Below are 15,050 nucleotides of genomic sequence, written 5' to 3' on the forward strand. Positions count from 1 at the left end.
CGTTACTGTTCCTTTTTCCAATTCATATTGTAAAGCTTCATAACAGCCCCCGCATTTTCTTCCGCGTCATATCCCTGCCGCCTGAGGGTTTCTTTAATGCACTCCCCGTCAGGCTTTGCCGCCTCTGCTGCCCGTAAAACCGCGGATGCCCATTGTCCGGGCGGTTCTTTGAGGCTGAGCCTTTTGACCAGCCCGAGCCCGGCATCGGCTTCTTCCGTTATGCCGTCTGATATCACGCACGGCACCCCGGAGGCCTGCGCTTCAACGAGCGTGACGGGCAGCCCTTCATAAAGAGACGGCATGACAAATACATCCAGCGTTTTCAGCAGGGCATGAACGCGGTCTTCTATGCCGATAAAACGCACATCATCATCAAGCCTCAGCTTCGCCGCCAGATTTTCCATGTCGGTGCGAAGCGGACCGTCTCCGGCGAGAATCAGCTGTAAACCGATGCCCCGCTCTTTCATATCAGCGGCCAGCCGGAGCAGAAATTCATGGTTTTTTTCTTCTGTAAAGCGGCCGATATGGCCGATCACCAAACGGCCGTCTGCAATGCCCCGCTTCCTTTTTTCAGCTTCTGTGTCCGCGCACCCGCCGGCAAATAAGTCGAGATCAATGCCGTTCGGCAAAAGATGCACGTCTTTTTCTTTCCCGAATAAGAAACGGCCCGCGTCTTCTCCGCAGGCGCACAGTGCCGTGGCGTTTGCCGTGATCAGCCGTCTGAACACAAACAGCTGCATCCCGGCAAGCCGCGACGCCCGCCCCCGCCACGACGTACTGTGTGAATGGCAGATCCGCACCGGGACGCCGGCTAAACGAGCGGCCAATGCGATAAATCCAGACTGAAAATCGGTATGGGCGTGCACGGCGGCAAACGGGCCTTTTTCCTGAATCACCCGTTTGACCTGTTTTACAAATGTAACTGGGTTTGTGCTGCCGATGCTCGGCACATAAAAAAGCCGTCCGCCGAGAGCGAGAATTTCCTCATCATAAGCGCACGGATCGTTCCTATGGGTTAAAAAATCAAACTGCACCTTCGTTCTGTCCATCTTCCGGTACAAATTCATCATCATCGTTTCTGCGCCGCCCCTGTTCATCCCGCTGAAGATGTGCAGCACCCGCATCGGTTTGTCAGTCATGTTCGGCAAGCCCTTCTTTTTGGCGGATGTCCCTGTTTTTATGATAACGGTTCATGACCGCGGGCGGCGTAACGGCGCGGATGAGCGGTTTTGCGATATACGCGTAATGGGAAAGCGGCAGCTTCAGCCGTCTGCATGCCTGAAAAACGAGGACCGCATTATCAATGGAATACGTAAACGATCTCCTTTTAAACGCATCACTGTCCTCTCTGACTTTATACAGCGTTTCTTGGAGATTATACCCCCGGAAACCCGCTTCAAAAAAGCGCAGCCACAAATCGATATCCTCCATCCGCCGCGTCCGCCTGACTGACCGGTAGCCGCCAAGCGCTTTGTACGCTTCAGCCCGCATCATAATGGTGCCGTGGCAGAACGGTGTGCCTTTCGCCATAATTCCCGGTTTCGGCACGGGCGGCAAAAGGCGGGCGCCCCTTACACCGAATTCGTCAAATACGAGCATGCCCGTGCCTACGACTTGATAGTGGGCGTGCTTGTTTAAGAAAGCGGCCTGTTTTTCCAGTCTCCTCGGGTTGGAGATGTCATCACCGTCCTGCCTGGCGATATAATCCCCCGTTGCGTATGTCAGACAGCGGTTAAGCGAAGCGGCAAGCCGTTGATTTGTCTTATTTTGAATCAGCGTGATCCGGTCGCCGTAATGATCCGCGTAACGGCGCGCAATCTGATACGTTCCGTCAGTTGACGCGTCATCACACATAATCAGTTCCCAATTCTTATAAGATTGGCTTAGGATGGATTCAATACTCTCCGCTAAAGTCTCTTCGCAATTATAAATTCCCATGATGACGGAAATTTTCGGTTGTGCTCCTGCATTCATACGCTTTTCTCCTTTTTATCCATATAACCGGCGTAAATGTGCGCCATTTCCTTTACCGTACGTGTTTCCGAAAAACATTCCGCCGTGCTGCGCCCTTTTTGCCCCATTGCTTTTCGCAGACCCGGGGAGCGGTACAGCTTTTCAATTCGATCGGCAAACGCCGCGCTGTCCCCAGCCGGCACGAGAAAACCGTTCACGCCGTCTTCGATGATCTCACGGTGCCCCCTGTTGTCCGCGGCAACGGCCGGCTTTTCGGCAGCCATTCCTTCAAGCAGATTCATGCCGAGTCCTTCGCGGATGCTTGAGGCGACAGACAGATCGGCAAGCTGAATCAGTTCATGAATATCGCGGCAAAAACCGTAAAACCGCACCATGTCGGATACACCGAGTGATTCAGCCTTTTTTCTGTACGGCGCTTCCATCGCGCCTTCTCCGGCAAATACGAGTTTCAGCTCCGGGATGCGGTTCTTCAGCAATGCCGCAGCCTCAATGAGAAGTCCCTGGTTTTTATTGCCGTTTAATTCAGCGGGGTATACGAGAATAAATTCCCCGGCGCCGAAGCCGTGTTTTTCTCTCAGACGTTCACTCTCTTCCCGGCTCACAGGGCGAAACCTGTCTGTATTCACCCCGATGCCGTGTATTTTTTTCGCGCCGCAAGCTGTTTTTTTCATTTGCTTGGCCCGTTCGTAATCCTCTTCATTAATCGTAATCAGACAATCCGTATAAGAAGAAAGAAATTTTTCGATCGGGTAATAAAGAAGCCAGTTTTTCAGAGGCGCTCCGTCGCAGAAGTGAAAGCCGTGCGCGGTGTACAGCACCTTTGTCCCTTTTTGGCGCGCTTGTCTCGCAGCAAGGCGTGCGAGCACGCCGCCGACCGGCGTATGGCAGTGAATCATGTCGTAGCCGTTGTCCTGAATGAGCCGTTTCAGCCGCCTGTAAACAGAAAGATTTTCGGGATGAAACGGCGAGCGCCGGATTGGAATGGAAAACTTTTCATCAACGAACGGAAGATTCATATTGCCGCCTGCCGCGACGTGCACTTCCCAGCCCATATCCTGAAACCATTGAAAATACGGAAGATGAAAGGCTTTAAAATGATAATCGACAGTGGCGCAGAATAATACTTTTTTCGTCATCTTTCTGTCCTCCCATCACACGCCTGCGGCCGCTTCTTCATGTACTGATTCGATCGCCTCAAACAGCCTTTTTCTCAGCTCTTCTTCAGGCAGACGGCTGAATTCCTCCATAAAACGGATGAGCACGGCCCAATTCCCGTCCACCGCTTTCCCGATATGGATTTTCGGAAAAATCTGCTCCGTATGTACTTCATTATGATTCAGCAATTCTTCATACATCTTTTCTCCCGGACGGATGCCGGAGAATTCGATGGGAATCTGTTCTGTCGTATAGCCTGATAAATGAATCAGGTTTTTGGCCAGATCGACGATTTTGACGGGTTCTCCCATATCCAGAACGAAAATCTGCCGCCCTTTTGCAAGCGCCCCCGCCTGAATGACGAGTCTTGACGCTTCGGGGATCGTCATAAAATATCTTGTCATCGCCGGATGCGTGACGGTGACGGGTCCGCCTTTTTCAATCTGCTTTTTGAAAATTGGAATGACGCTGCCGCGGCTTCCGAGCACATTTCCGAAACGGACGGCGGCGAATTTGGTGCGGCTGATCTTTCCGAGGTTCATGATGACCATTTCCGCAAACCGTTTCGTCGCGCCCATGACATTGGCCGGATTGACCGCTTTATCAGAAGAAATCAGCACGAATGTTTCCGTTCCGCACATGTCGGCGGCTTCGGCGACATTTTTCGTGCCGATAATGTTGTTTTTAACGGCTTCTTCCGGATTATGTTCCATTAACGGCACATGTTTGTGGGCAGCCGCATGATAGACGACGTGCGGCTCGTATTTTTTCATCAAGGTAAAGATTTTATCTCTGTCCTGAATATCGGCGATCTCCGCGTGAAAGAGCACCTCTTTGCCGAAGCGTGCGGACAGCTCGGTATGTACAGAATGAATGCTGTTTTCTCCGTGGCCGAGAAGGACGATTTCCCGCGGAAGAAACGCGCTGATCTGGCGGCAGATCTCAGAACCGATTGAGCCGCCGGCGCCCGTGACCAGAATCGTTTTTCCCTTGATGCTGTCAGAAATTTTGCTCGTATCAAGGGTGACCGGCTTTCTGCCGAGCAGATCTTCGGCTTTTACATCTCTGATGTGTCCGGCAGCCTGCGTTCCGAGCAGGATCTCGTCAAATTGCGGCATGATTTTAATATGGGCGCCCGTCTGCACACATTCTTTGTATAACGTCTGAAGCTCATGGGTGCAAAGAGACGGAATGGCAATGATGATATGGTGAATTCTCAGCCTCTGCACCGCCGGCATAATGCTTTCTTTTCCGCCGATGACGGGCAGGCCCATGATTTCGAGCTTATGCTTCGTCTGATCATCATCAATAAAAGCCACAGGCATGATTCCGAGATCGTTTTTCTGGGTAAGCTGACGGACGAGCAGCGTCCCCCCCGAACCTGCGCCGATGATCAGCGCCCGGGAAGAGTCATTTTGCTTCCTGCCGATCGTTTCTTTCAGCACCCGTGAAATCATCCGGCTTCCTCCGATGAATAATAGCTGAACCATCCAGCTGACGGCCAACAGCCGGAACAAAATCGTGTGGAACACCCCGTATTGGACGGCCGCCGTTACGGCTGCTGACAGCGTGATCCCCTTCATCAAGGCAAGCAGCTCGCCTATTCCCGTGTACGTCCATACCTGCTTATACTGGTGAAACATAAAAGCGCATACATGATGGCTGATCAGCATGCTCACGGCAGTCAGCAGCAACGCTCCGGAGTCATAAAAGTGATAAGAATCCTCAAAAAATTGATATCCTATAACAACGGAAAGTAAAACGAGATACGTATCCAATGCAAATATCATTGAAAGTCTTCTCCGGTAAGTCAATCTTTCCCCTCCTCATTTATCGGTTTAGCTGATACGGTTTTCGTTAAAAAACAGACATAACAGCTAAGCCGATAACAATGCATCATCTTAAGATAAATTGGGCATTTAACCCGTCCTCACACCCCGCCACCGACGACCAGCATCTAAGGCAGCAAAAAACGCCGCCCACAGCAGAGCCGAGTGCCTCCGTTGATAAAGGTAAGGAGACATCACCTGCACCGCTCAATACGAGTAGTGCTCCGTTTTTTTGATTTTCTTTTTATTCAGCAGCGCCCCCAAAAGCTTTGCCTTTGACTGCTGGAGCGCGTCTCTCGCCTTTTGGACGGTATCCATTTTCGTTTTTCCGCTCAAGACGACGAGAACGCTTCCATCTGTCTGATTCGCTAAAATCTGTCCGTCCGCCACAGCCAAAAGCGGAGGTGAATCGAAAATAACCAGACTGTACCGGCTGTACATCTCCTGAATCAGCTCTCCCATCGCCTTTGAAGATAAAAGCTCAGCCGGATTCGGCGGCGTCGGCCCGCTCGTTAAGACATAGAGGTTGTCAATCAGCGTTTTTTGCACCGTTTCGCCGAGGGAAGCGTTTCCGACTAACACATTTGTCAGGCCTTGTACATTTTCAAGCTGATAGGTCTCGTGTATCGTCGGTTTTCGTAAATCCGCATCGACGAGCAGCACCTTTTTTTCCTGCTGCGCAAATACCGCGGCAAGGTTGGCGGCGCTGAATGATTTTCCTTCTCCCGGAACGGAAGAAGTGACGAGAATAGAGCGCAAATGGGTCTGAACAGAGGAGAACTCAATATTTGTCCGAATGGTGCGGTATTGTTCAGCCACCAATGATTTGTGATGTAAAACGGATATTTGAGCCAGTCCCCTTCTTGATTTCTTTTTTCTGAATCCCAAACGCCTCACTCCCCGAAATGTTTTTCATCAGACCGTGTCTGCTGATTTTTGATGTCATACACAACCCCTAAAACAGGCAAGTCTGTTTTTTCGCTGAGCTGCCGCTCGCTTTTAACGGTTTCATCAAGAAAGTGGAGAAAAAACGCAAGCGTCACACCCGCCATGAGAGCCGCACCGAACGCCATCATGATATTTCGGATGCGCGAAGGCTTGACCATCGGGCTTTCCGATGCTTTTGCCTCAGACAAAACAATGACGCCTTTTATATTCATCCTGTCACGGACTTCTTTTTTAAATGTCTTCATCAGCGTGTTCGCTATAGCGGCGGCCTGTTTCGGATTCTCGTACTGCACCGCTACGGTAATGATCTCTGAATCGGTTTCGCTGCTTGTCGTGATCTTTGCTTTTAAAGCGGATGCCGTCTCAGAAAGATGCAGCGTCTGCTTCACTTTCTCAAGCACAACCGGGCTTTTCATTATCGTTTGAAACGTATTGTTGTAATGAAGATTCAGCTGAACGTCGCTGAGATTCGAATTTTTTTCACCGCTTGTTTCATGAATGAGCACTTGGGTCGATGACTGATAAACGGGCGAAATCACCCGGAATTGGATGTATCCCGTCACCAGCGTTACAACTGCTGTCATGATAAAAATCAGTAAAAATCTGTGTTTAATAATGTCAAATAATTCTTTGAAACTCATATTCTCATTCATGTAATTACAGCCTCATCCTTATTGCATCAGGCTTAAACGCCCCCTTCTGTTAATGATTGGATTATAAAAGAAAAGGTCGAAATTTGAAAATTTCAAATTAAGCCATTTGGTTCTTTTTAGAGAACATTATCATGATTTTCCTCTTATTTACTGCACTTACCTTATAATTTTAAATTTTATAAAGAACGAAAGATTTCTTATAATGAACAAAAAAAGCCAGTATACAGGGGAGAATTCAGCACAATGATTGGAAGAATAATTCGTTTATACCGCAGAAGAAAAGGCTACTCTATTAATCAGCTAGCAGTTGAAGCAGGTGTCTCTAAATCTTATTTAAGCAAGATAGAACGGGGGGTTCACTCAAATCCGTCCATTCAATTTCTGAAAAAAGTATCCGCCACCCTGCAGGTCGATCTGACGGAGCTTTTTGATGCCGAAACGATGCTGCATCACATGGGAGACACGGAAGATGAGTGGCGCATCCACCTTGTGCAGGCCGTGCAGTCGGGCATGCCGAAAGAAGAACTGTTCACCTTTACGAACAAACTGACTGAAAAACGCCCGGAGCCCGCACCCTACCGCAACAGAAAACTGACTGAATCCAACATTGAGGAATGGAAAGCGCTGATGCAGGAAGCCAAAGAACTCGGCTTGTCCGTTCAGGAAGTCAGATCATTTTTAGAACGGAAGCGTTACTGATGATATGCTGATGAAAAGGCTTTTATTCGCTTCATGTCTTCATCTCTGTTTATAATGAAAAGAAAAAAGGGGATGAAATGATGACAAAACTTACCGTTCAAACCCGCTCCGGCGCACTGAAAGGAACTGCCGGCCGCGGTACCCGCACATGGAAGGGCATACCGTACGCGAAGCCGCCCGTCGGAGAGCTCAGATTTAAAGCGCCGGAGCCGCCCGCACCTTGGGATGGCGTAAAACATGCCGACTCGTTCGGGCCGATTTGTCCGCAGCCGGATGATATGCTGTCTATATCGTTTTCCGGAGATATACCGGCTCAATCTGAAGATTGCCTTTACCTCAATGTTTTCGCCCCCGATTCAGAGGGCGAAAAAAAGCCTGTCATGGTATGGATACACGGCGGGGCATTTTATTTAGGTGCCGGAAGCGAACCGCTTTACGACGGATCTGCCCTTGCCGCTGACGGAGATGTCATTGTAGTGACACTCAATTACAGGCTCGGACCGTTAGGCTTTTTACATTTATCTTCTATTCATGACGCGTATTCCGCCAATATCGGGCTGCTCGATCAGATCGCCGCCCTGCGCTGGGTGAAGGACAATATCTCCGAATTTGGAGGAGACCCGGATAACGTCACGATATTTGGTGAATCGGCAGGCGGCATGAGCATCGCCTCCCTTATGGCAATGCCTGACGCAAAAGGCCTGTTTCATAAAGCCATTTTAGAAAGCGGCGCCTCTCATACGATCCCGGCGGACATGGCAAAAGACATCGCGGCGGCATTTATTCATGAAGCCGGCACTGATCAATTGCAGGAGCTTTCCGTTAATGACCTGCTTAAGACTGCGGATAAAGTGCGGCGCTCACTAGATCAAAACATTTTTCAGCTTTTGTTTCAGCCCGCTATCGATCCGGCCACATTGCCTGCGGAACCGGTGAAAGCCATAGCAGACGGGGCCGCAGAAGGCATACCTATGATCATCGGAACCAATCGTGATGAAGCATATTTGTTTTTCACCCCTGATACAGACATTCATTCCGAGAAAAAGCAGCAAGATTATTTGCATTATCACCTCGGAGAGAACTGCACCGAGCAAGCGGCAGATTTATATCCGCATTCATTAAAGGGACAAATCGATATGATGACGGATCTGATTTTCTGGCGGCCGGCTGTCGCTTTCGCACAAGGACAGTCGCAGCACGCACCGGTCTGGATGTACCGCTTTGATTGGCATGGCGAAACACCGCCGTTTCATAAAGCCGTTCACGCTCTGGAATTGCCGTTTGTGTTCGGAAACTTTGATTCTTTGAGAAAGACGCTGCAAGAACCGCTCGGTGATGACGCAGAACAGCTTTCCAAACAAATCCAATCCGCATGGCTCGCTTTTGCAAAAACCGGAAACCCGAACACCTCTCACTTCAATTGGCCTGAATATGAAACCGATTCACGCGAAACTTTGCTTTTCAACACGGATACCGCTGTCGAAAGTGATCCCGATTCAGCAAAACGCCGCATCCTGTTTCAAGCATAAAAAACGCCAAGGGAGCCGGCTCCCTTGGCGTTTCGTTTTCATCTTACTTCATAATGCAACTCCGCAAATTGCTTATAGCGCCTGACATCAGTCAGCTTCAGCCCTGTCTCCCGGTCTCCGGGTTTGAACAAAGAAATTCCGCGGCCGAGCAGAACGGGGGCGATCTGAATGATAAACTCATCGACAAGTTTTTCCTCCAAAACCGGGTGCAGCAGATCACTCCCGCCGACAATCCAAATCCGCTTGCCGTCTCGGCGTTTCAATGCTTTTATAAAATCGGCAGGCTCTTCATGAATAAACCGCACATGTTCAGTACGCCCGGTCAATGTCCGCGAAAACACATAGCATTCTTTACCTTTGTACGGAAATTCCTCAGGCAATAAAACCAATATTTCCTCGTATGTTTTTCTGCCCATGATGATCGTATCGACAGATTCATAGAAAGCTTCATAATCGGTGGCGTCTTCACCTTCAGTTCCGATTAACCAATCTAAAGAATGATTTTCCCGCGCAAGATAACCATCTGCGCTGACAGCTCCGTAAAAAACGAGTTTTCTTTGACCGCTCATAAAAATCCCTCCCCCTTTTTTATTATACCTTGAACATACGGATGAAATGAAAAAATGATAGAATCGGGTAAAAACCCCCGTTACCGGGTTTTCGTTTCTTCCTGCTTTGGAGATGCTGTTAATATGCCGTCTATCCATCTTCCGGTAATCGGCATAAAGAAATGAAGGATGATCCCTCCTAAACAAACGATTAATAACGTTCCGATGCCTACCGGACCTTTTAGCATCACGGCCAGTATGAAAAATATGAAGTAAATGACCGTTCTTGAAAAAAAGATGCTTCTCCCGGTTAAATCGCGGACAATTAGCGTTAACCGATCAACCGGGATCGAGGCGAAATTTGTGTGCAGATAGGTTGCGGTTCCTATCCCTATCACAACTAAACCGATTGCAAAACAGCCCGCTTTTCCGTACCACAGTTCAGGCGTTATGACTCGATGCAGAAAAAAAAGCCACATATCAATCCCGATTCCCGTTATAAACGCCGTAATCATCCCTGAAAATTCCGGCCTTTGCCTTTTTAACATTGAATTACAGCAAATTAACAAGAAAGCGATGATGATTTCCCAGCTTCCCACGGTAAGCCCGGCATGGACGGACAATCCCACAATAAGCGCATCAAAAGGCGACGTTCCAAGATCTGATTGAATCGTGACAGAAATACCAAAGGTCAAGATCATGATTCCTAAAACATAAAAAACATATTTCACCTTATCGTCCTCATTTTCTTATTTTATGTTGCAAATACAACAAAACTACGATATGTTTACTATACGGTATTTTCATTGCAAATACAACAAAAAATCAGCTGATATGATAAATGAAGAAAGGAGCTGTATGACCATGAGTATTCAATTAAAAAAGTGCAGCCTTAACGATATAACAGAGCTCCGGGAGATAAGCATTGAAACATTCAATGATACATTTAAAGATCAAAATTCACCAGAAAATATGAAAGCTTATTTGGAAAATGCATTCCGCTCTGAACAGCTGAAAAAGGAATTATCCAATCTGTCTTCTCAATTCTATTTTGTTTATTATCATGATGACCTTGCCGGGTATGTAAAAGTCAACATGAACGAAGCACAGTCAGAAAAAATGGGTGAAGATTCTCTTGAGATTGAGAGAATTTATATAAGAAAAAACCATCAGAAACACGGGCTTGGCAAATATCTGCTGAATGAAGCTGTGAAAATCGCAACAGCACACAATAAAAAGAACATCTGGCTGGGCGTATGGGAAAAAAACGAAAATGCAATCGCCTTTTATCAAAAAATGGGGTTTGTCCAAACCGGAGAACACTCTTTTTATATGGGGGATGATAAACAAGTCGACATTATCATGACCAAAACCCTGTCGTAAAAGAATACAAAAAACCCGGCCAAGCTGCCGGGTTTTTTCTCTTATTTTAATTTTCCCGCACGGATATCATCGGTCATTCCTTCGTACGGCGCTTCTGAAATCAGTGTTTCGTTATTGATTCCCGCATTGTTGAGATACGTAATATCCGCAAACTCGGGAACGACATATTTCGGGTATGTTTCATATTTCTCACGTGACTCTTTCATCACGTCAATGTAATCATTTTGGTAGCACACCGTGATTTCCGGATGCTCATGCACCCATTTCGGGAAGAAAATAATTCCGTGCATCCGTTTTTCATTCGGCATAAAGTTTAAGGAAACGTCTGTGCCTGTCGGTTCAGTCCATGACACTTTGTATACGCCTTCTGTCAGCTTGACGATATTCACTTCCTGGTCGCGCACCCAGCGGCCGCCTACCATTCCGCTATGAATCCGATAGTCGATCGTATGATCATTTTTAATATAGATTTCATACTCCCAGCCGTTTTCATACGTGTAAATCATATGGCTTCCGATAAAGTTTTCCATGTTGACTCACTCTCCATATTATTATTGAACTTCATAAATATCTAACCGAATGTCACCCGGCAATCTGACCGCAGCCCCGATAAACAGACGGTCCTGCAGATGCTGATATGCCTCGCTGCTTGTTTCAAACACAGGCACAGTACGGAAATAAACATGCTCGGGATCAATGATGCGGTTCACTGACTCATAAATGACTTTTTTAAAGAAGGTTCATTCAAGGACGTATCACCTCCCGAGTTATTATGTTTACTTAAACATGTAACTATTTACACGTTTAATTGTAACGCTGTTAAAATGGACTGTCAAATAATGAGCTGTTTCTGATTATGTTTTCCAATGTTCAATGAAAAAAGACAAGGGCGGCAAATGCCGACCCCTTGTCTTTTTCGTTTACTATATGTTCATACCAGACGAGCGTCTTTATTAATAATCACAATCTTTATCTCTGCATTCTTTCTTACTTACAGCGTCTATTGAGTACCCCATGATCTTGTCATTTGCCTTATCATACATACCATCGAATTTATTCGATGTATCACCGTTGTAATAGCCAAATACCTCTATCCCGCCCATTGGATCTATTTCGTATTTATCTTTAAATGTAACGTTATGTATGCCTTCATAATTCGCTTTGATAAATTTCTCCATTCGTTCTTGAGCAATCTTTATCTCTTCAGCCTGACCATTTTTATCATTCATACTCTTCATTATAAAACCTCCGGCTGCTATTAAGATAATGAAGATAATAATATATTTTTTCATAGAACTCATCCTTTCCATGAGTTATGATGAAGCTTGCGGACTAGAAAAATGGTGGTGACATCCGGTGCATTTAGGCATCTTAAGATTTTTCTTCCGCATCCACAGAGGAGCTCCCTATTTTGTCACCTGCAGGATCATATAAACCGTCAAATTCCTTAGTTTTATCGCCGTTTAGATACCCCTCAACTGTAATTCCGCCAGTTGGATCAATAAAATAATCATCATAAGAAATTTTCTCTATTCCCTTGTACTCGTGATGCAAGTATTCGGTCATTTTACTTTTGGCTTTTTCAAAAAGAGCCTTTTCTTCCTTTTTCACATCATATTGATGCTTCATAATCAACCCTCCAACGGTTATAATTAACACTAGAACAATAATAAGGTATTTCTTCAAAAAAAATCATCCCTTTCCCTACCCTATTTTACATGACAAGAAAGGCGCTATATATCTTGAGCAAGAAAAATTGGACTTCAAGCCTGACAGATGAAACATATTACAGGATGAGTCAACGTGCTTATAACTATGACTATCTTAAAAGGAAATTAGAGAAGAACGATTATATACGCATTAATTCTTCCATTTCAAAACCTACTTACTGATACGTCGATCAAATAAAATCAGCCGATGATACAGGGCTCGATGCGGTTTTATTAGTACAAGCAGTGAAGAAAAATGGTGAACTGATCAAATCAAAAAACCCCGAAAACGTGGTCGTCGCCTTTGCCGGAACCGATATCGGAAAAGACCCGATATTTGACTGCGGGAATATTGTTTTCGGAAATGATCCGAAAACAGAAGTGTATTATTTTGTAAAAGAAGATGCGGAGGATACATCGAACGATCGGAACCTACAATAGGATTTGGTTCATCATAAATGTTTGATAGCTTAATATTGCAGTGCTTCTTTGACTTCCCCTCATGGATTAAGTAAACACAACTACTGAAAACTTGATATGAATATACTTTCAGCATGTCAAAAGCAAAGCTAACCAATTCAGAATTCATCGCGATTGTTACTGACAAGTTAAGATTGGAACTTAAAGCGAGTGAAATGCTGATCTGACGTTTTTCCTATCGTTGAGTTGTCATGATATTTGTATCGTTAATATCGGGGGATACCTCGACAAATGAGACGGTAGAGGCGATTGGTCTCAGGAATAGGTTTGAACTGTATGAGAAACATGTCACGAATTTTGTAAGATAATTAAACAAAATAAATACCCACTCATCCCTGAGGTGGGTATTTTACCTTTCTTCGGCATTGACCACCGAAATACCTATCTCCTTGTTCGTTGGATCATATATACCGGAAAATTCTTTTTCTTTATTATTATTTATGTAGCCTGAAACTTCAACTCCGCCTGTCGGATCGATATTGTAGTCTTTTGAAAAATGAACTTCCTTTACATTTTTATAGTCTTTTTTTAAGTAATTCTTCATGTGCTCTTGCGCCTCAATCACAAGTTTTTCTTCGTTTTTATGTTTATCATATTGACGCTTCACGAAAAACCCTCCCACTGCTATAATTATAACAATTAGGATAATAATGTATTTTCTCATGCGTATCATCCTTTCGGAACTATTTTACAATATAAGAAAGGTGATGTATATATGCCAAAAGGAAAAGAAATAACCGTCTCTAATGTCACAGATAAAGAATATTACCGTTTGAGTCAAGCAGCTTACAATTATAAAATGTTAGCCCTGCATATGAAATATAAAACTCCTTATAAAATAAGTAAGACGTCATATTGGTACGTTGAGAAAGTGGAGCAGGATTCTGATACGGGTCTTGATGCCTTTGTATTCTCAAAAGGCATCAAGTCCAAAAACGGAAAATGGATAAAATCAAAAAACCCCGAGAACGTGGTCGTCGCCTTTGCGGGAACCGATATCGGAAAAGACCCGATCAATGACGGCGTAAAAGCGGACGGCGGCAATATTGTTTTCGGAAATGATCCGAAAAAAGAAGTACATTATATTGTAAAAAAAGACGCAAAGGATACCTCGAAAACACTCGGAAAATACAATGGAACGCCCTCTCAAGACGCCATGCTCACAACCGGAAAGTATAAGCTGATGACGAAAACATCGCAAATCGATCAGGCCGATCAGCTGGTACGCGGCGTAAAGAAAAAGTATGCCGGAACGTCAACGATTATTTCAACAACCGGCCATTCACTCGGCGGCGCTGAGGCGGAATACAGCGCGGTAAATAATGATGTGTACGCCGTCGCGTTTAACAGTCCTTCCGTCGTGAAACTGCACGATGAAGAAACACAGAAAGACATCAACAGCGGCATATATGATCCATACATCCGGTCAATTATCAATCCGGACGACATGGTCGGGGCGGGTTATTGGAACGAATATGACCGCCACAACGGGACAACGATTTATACGAAAAACCCCTCGCTCTCACAGTTCAGCCGAAAGCAGCGGCTTGATGGGAACTTAAACGAGCAGATCAGCAAGAATCTCGCTTATTTCTTCACTACCGTCATTCTGAGAAATCCGGATACACACGGCTTAAACGAAGCAAATTTCGTGTTCGACAGAAACGGCACTATTGCAAATCCGAACGGAGATGAGTTAGTCTTCGATAAAAACCTCGGCGCTCTTCTGCCGGCCGGTGCGATCGGAAGCGCAGATACAATAAAAGTAACGCCGAAAAACGCAAAGAAGCTGGCTGAAAAGGTGCAGGCTATGACTGAGGATTTGCGGACGATGAAAAAAGAAGCGCAAAACGCCTATCAGGAGCACGATGAAAAAGTCGCCGAGCTGAAAACAGAATTTTACGGCCAAGTCGGACACGGCTTGTTTGATCAGCTTCAAGCACAGGACGTGACCAATACCATTGAAGATATTGCGCAATCCTACGATAAAGGCCCGATTTTTTATGACACTCAGGCTGAGCAGGCGTTTATTGATTCCTTGCAGGCGGCGATTACGGACCTTGAAGAAATCGGCGGATTCTTACATAAAATAGCAGACGAATTTCAGGAAAAAGACCAGATGCTCGCAAACTGGTTAAGATGA

17 protein-coding genes and 2 pseudogenes are annotated in these 15,050 nt (G+C 45.8%); 6 read left to right on the forward strand and 13 right to left on the reverse strand.

Translation table 11 applies throughout. The features are described from left to right. Window positions 1-2: 2 nt before the first annotated feature. From HWY38_RS02165 to HWY38_RS02190, 6 genes are all read right to left on the reverse strand, one after another. Window positions 3-1,139: a glycosyltransferase family 1 protein gene (locus tag HWY38_RS02165; protein WP_224181174.1), complete on the reverse strand. Its 1,137-nt coding sequence runs from the start codon at window positions 1,137-1,139 to the stop codon at window positions 3-5. Further along, window positions 1,132-1,974: a glycosyltransferase family 2 protein gene (locus HWY38_RS02170; protein ID WP_224181175.1), complete on the reverse strand. Its 843-nt coding sequence runs from the start codon at window positions 1,972-1,974 to the stop codon at window positions 1,132-1,134. Before HWY38_RS02170 ends, HWY38_RS02165 begins: the two co-directional genes overlap by 8 nt. Then, window positions 1,971-3,110, reverse strand: coding sequence for a glycosyltransferase family 4 protein (locus HWY38_RS02175; protein ID WP_038459952.1), 1,140 nt, complete (start codon window positions 3,108-3,110; stop codon window positions 1,971-1,973). The genes HWY38_RS02170 and HWY38_RS02175 overlap by 4 nt, the downstream gene beginning before the upstream one ends. Before the next feature lie 15 nt (window positions 3,111-3,125). Next, complete coding sequence (locus HWY38_RS02180; protein WP_186230134.1) at window positions 3,126-4,943, reverse strand: polysaccharide biosynthesis protein; 1,818 nt, start codon at window positions 4,941-4,943, stop codon at window positions 3,126-3,128. 222 nt (window positions 4,944-5,165) lie between these two features. Further along, the gene (locus HWY38_RS02185; protein WP_007407393.1) at window positions 5,166-5,846 is read right to left on the reverse strand and encodes a CpsD/CapB family tyrosine-protein kinase; all 681 of its coding nucleotides are present in this window, start codon (window positions 5,844-5,846) and stop codon (window positions 5,166-5,168) included. 5 nt (window positions 5,847-5,851) lie between these two features. Next, window positions 5,852-6,559, reverse strand: coding sequence for a YveK family protein (locus HWY38_RS02190; protein WP_224181176.1), 708 nt, complete (start codon window positions 6,557-6,559; stop codon window positions 5,852-5,854). Window positions 6,560-6,802: 243 nt separating this feature from the next. Here HWY38_RS02190 and slrR point away from each other — a divergent pair, with 243 nt between their 5' ends. After that, window positions 6,803-7,258, forward strand: a complete 456-nt coding sequence (gene slrR / locus HWY38_RS02195) for an HTH-type transcriptional regulator SlrR (protein WP_007407395.1) — start codon at window positions 6,803-6,805, stop codon at window positions 7,256-7,258. 80 nt (window positions 7,259-7,338) lie between these two features. Next, complete coding sequence (locus HWY38_RS02200) at window positions 7,339-8,787, forward strand: carboxylesterase/lipase family protein (RefSeq protein ID WP_224181413.1); 1,449 nt, start codon at window positions 7,339-7,341, stop codon at window positions 8,785-8,787. 38 nt (window positions 8,788-8,825) lie between these two features. On the opposite strand, the gene HWY38_RS02205 is transcribed toward HWY38_RS02200, so the two are convergent. Both HWY38_RS02205 and HWY38_RS02210 read right to left on the reverse strand, forming a co-directional pair. After that, window positions 8,826-9,356 carry a dihydrofolate reductase family protein gene (locus HWY38_RS02205; protein ID WP_224181177.1) on the reverse strand — a complete coding sequence of 177 codons (531 nt, stop codon included), beginning with the start codon at window positions 9,354-9,356 and terminating at the stop codon, window positions 8,826-8,828. 80 nt (window positions 9,357-9,436) lie between these two features. Next, on the reverse strand, window positions 9,437-10,066 hold the full coding sequence (locus tag HWY38_RS02210) for a YczE/YyaS/YitT family protein (protein WP_224181178.1): 630 nt from the start codon (window positions 10,064-10,066) through the stop codon (window positions 9,437-9,439). A gap of 133 nt (window positions 10,067-10,199) precedes the next feature. On the opposite strand from HWY38_RS02210, the gene HWY38_RS02215 reads away from it, so the two are divergent. After that, window positions 10,200-10,718, forward strand: coding sequence for a GNAT family N-acetyltransferase (locus HWY38_RS02215; RefSeq protein ID WP_029325823.1), 519 nt, complete (start codon window positions 10,200-10,202; stop codon window positions 10,716-10,718). Window positions 10,719-10,759: 41 nt separating this feature from the next. Here HWY38_RS02215 and HWY38_RS02220 read toward each other — a convergent pair whose 3' ends face one another. The 4 genes from HWY38_RS02220 to HWY38_RS02235 form a co-directional block, all read right to left on the reverse strand. Continuing rightward, window positions 10,760-11,248, reverse strand: a complete 489-nt coding sequence (locus tag HWY38_RS02220) for a phenolic acid decarboxylase (protein WP_014305882.1) — start codon at window positions 11,246-11,248, stop codon at window positions 10,760-10,762. A gap of 21 nt (window positions 11,249-11,269) precedes the next feature. Next, a complete protein-coding gene (locus HWY38_RS02225) occupies window positions 11,270-11,428 on the reverse strand; it encodes a DUF3237 family protein (protein WP_224181179.1) in 159 nt (52 codons plus the stop codon). A gap of 243 nt (window positions 11,429-11,671) precedes the next feature. After that, window positions 11,672-12,010, reverse strand: a complete 339-nt coding sequence (locus tag HWY38_RS02230; protein WP_224181180.1) for a DUF1433 domain-containing protein — start codon at window positions 12,008-12,010, stop codon at window positions 11,672-11,674. 79 nt (window positions 12,011-12,089) lie between these two features. Beyond that, window positions 12,090-12,404, reverse strand: a complete 315-nt coding sequence (locus tag HWY38_RS02235) for a DUF1433 domain-containing protein (RefSeq protein ID WP_080130152.1) — start codon at window positions 12,402-12,404, stop codon at window positions 12,090-12,092. A 56-nt stretch (window positions 12,405-12,460) separates the two neighbouring features. Between HWY38_RS02235 and HWY38_RS02240 the strand changes: the two are divergent. Further along, window positions 12,461-12,866: pseudogene (locus HWY38_RS02240) on the forward strand (lipase); the annotation flags it as partial. Window positions 12,867-12,963: 97 nt separating this feature from the next. After that, window positions 12,964-13,074 (forward strand): annotated as a pseudogene (locus tag HWY38_RS02245) (sporulation transcription factor Spo0A); the annotation flags it as partial. Window positions 13,075-13,256: 182 nt separating this feature from the next. Here HWY38_RS02245 and HWY38_RS02250 read toward each other — a convergent pair. Beyond that, window positions 13,257-13,571 (reverse strand): DUF1433 domain-containing protein, encoded by a 315-nt coding sequence (locus HWY38_RS02250; protein ID WP_014418946.1) that lies wholly within the window; start codon window positions 13,569-13,571, stop codon window positions 13,257-13,259. A gap of 51 nt (window positions 13,572-13,622) precedes the next feature. Here HWY38_RS02250 and HWY38_RS02255 point away from each other — a divergent pair, with 51 nt between their 5' ends. Beyond that, window positions 13,623-15,050, forward strand: a complete 1,428-nt coding sequence (locus HWY38_RS02255; protein ID WP_224181181.1) for a lipase — start codon at window positions 13,623-13,625, stop codon at window positions 15,048-15,050.

Origin of the sequence: Bacillus sp. KS1 (genome assembly GCF_020075515.1) — a bacterium.
In the GTDB taxonomy this organism is placed as follows: Bacteria; Bacillota; Bacilli; order Bacillales; family Bacillaceae; genus Bacillus; species Bacillus velezensis.

Bases quoted from the DNA above. Each gene is read 5' to 3' on its own strand.
- HWY38_RS02165 (WP_224181174.1), bottom strand. From the start codon at position 1,139: ATGACTGACAAACCGATGCGGGTGCTGCACATCTTCAGCGGGATGAAC.
- HWY38_RS02170 (WP_224181175.1), bottom strand. From the start codon at position 1,974: ATGAATGCAGGAGCACAACCGAAAATTTCCGTCATCATGGGAATTTAT.
- HWY38_RS02175 (WP_038459952.1), bottom strand. From the start codon at position 3,110: ATGACGAAAAAAGTATTATTCTGCGCCACTGTCGATTATCATTTTAAA.
- HWY38_RS02190 (WP_224181176.1), bottom strand. From the start codon at position 6,559: ATGAATGAGAATATGAGTTTCAAAGAATTATTTGACATTATTAAACAC.
- slrR (WP_007407395.1), top strand. From the start codon at position 6,803: ATGATTGGAAGAATAATTCGTTTATACCGCAGAAGAAAAGGCTACTCT.
- HWY38_RS02200 (WP_224181413.1), top strand. From the start codon at position 7,339: ATGACAAAACTTACCGTTCAAACCCGCTCCGGCGCACTGAAAGGAACT.
- HWY38_RS02205 (WP_224181177.1), bottom strand. From the start codon at position 9,356: ATGAGCGGTCAAAGAAAACTCGTTTTTTACGGAGCTGTCAGCGCAGAT.
- HWY38_RS02215 (WP_029325823.1), top strand. From the start codon at position 10,200: ATGAGTATTCAATTAAAAAAGTGCAGCCTTAACGATATAACAGAGCTC.
- HWY38_RS02220 (WP_014305882.1), bottom strand. From the start codon at position 11,248: ATGGAAAACTTTATCGGAAGCCATATGATTTACACGTATGAAAACGGC.
- HWY38_RS02230 (WP_224181180.1), bottom strand. From the start codon at position 12,010: ATGAAAAAATATATTATTATCTTCATTATCTTAATAGCAGCCGGAGGT.
- HWY38_RS02250 (WP_014418946.1), bottom strand. From the start codon at position 13,571: ATGAGAAAATACATTATTATCCTAATTGTTATAATTATAGCAGTGGGA.
- HWY38_RS02255 (WP_224181181.1), top strand. From the start codon at position 13,623: ATGCCAAAAGGAAAAGAAATAACCGTCTCTAATGTCACAGATAAAGAA.